Source organism: Mesorhizobium sp. M7A.F.Ca.US.014.04.1.1 (genome assembly GCF_003998745.1).
Lineage (GTDB): Bacteria > Pseudomonadota > Alphaproteobacteria > Rhizobiales > Rhizobiaceae > Mesorhizobium > Mesorhizobium ciceri.
Window position 1 is genome coordinate 1 of record NZ_RZRW01001091.1, and the last position, 1,099, is coordinate 1,099.

Below are 1,099 nucleotides of genomic sequence, written 5' to 3' on the forward strand. Positions count from 1 at the left end.
ACCCCGACACGTTCACACAAACCGCATTTTCGGGCTCGCTGTCCAACAGCCTCACTGAGGTCGACGCCAAAGGCAATGTCCAACCGGACCTCGCCGAGAGCTTTGAAACTTCGGATGGAGCCAAAACCTGGGCTTTCAAGCTGCGCAAAGGCGCAACCTTTCACAACGGCAAGACCGTGAAGGCGGATGACGTCGTGACCTCCTTGCAATATCACATGGGCAAGGACACCAAATCGGCGGCGAAGTCGCTGTTGGACTCCGTCGCCGATGTCAAGTCGGACGGCCCGGAAACGGTGGTCTTCACGCTCAAGAGCGGCAACGCCGATTTCCCTTACATCATGAGTGACTACCATCTGGTCATCATGCCGGCCAAGGACGGCAAGGCGGATTGGGCTTCAGGCGTTCGCACCGGTGCTTTCGTCCTCGAGAATTTCCAGCCCGGCGTTTCGGCCAAGCTCAAGCGCAATCCAAACTACTTCAAGAATGGCAAGCCCTATCTCGACGAGGTGGAGTACATCGCCATCACAGATCTCGCCGCTCGCATTGCGGCGCTATCCACGGGGGAGGTGGACTATATCGGCCGCGCCGACCTCAAGACCCTCGGCATGTTGAAACGCAAGCCCAAGGTGGAAATCGTCGAGGTCACTGGCTACGGGCACTATACCTTGCCGATGAATGTCACGATGGCGCCGTTTGATAATCCGGACGTGCGAATGGCATTGAAATGGGCGATCAATCGCCAAGAAATCGTCGACAAGATCTTTCTTGGCCACGCCACTGTGGCCAACGACAACCCGATCGCGCCGGCCATCAAATTCGCCAAGGATCCGCAACCGCAACACAGCTTCGATCCGGAAAAAGCCAAGCACTACCTGAAAAAGGCCGGAATGGAGAACCTGAAGGTGGACCTCTCGGTGGCCGATGCCGCCTTTGCGGGGGCGGTGGATGCGGCTTCGCTCATTCGCGAAACGGCAGCCCAATGCGGCATCGACGTCAATGTCGTGCGTGAGGCCGAGGACGCTTATTGGGACAATGTCTGGCTGAAGAAACCCTGGTGCGCTTCCTATTGGAGCGGTCGGGCAACCGCCGACTGGATGTT

1 protein-coding gene is annotated in these 1,099 nt (G+C 57.9%); it reads left to right on the forward strand.

Annotated elements, in window-relative coordinates; all coding sequences use genetic code 11:
- Positions 1–1,099: ABC transporter substrate-binding protein (locus EOA22_RS34720; RefSeq protein WP_164756225.1), on the forward strand; the 1,099-nt coding region annotated here is incomplete at both ends.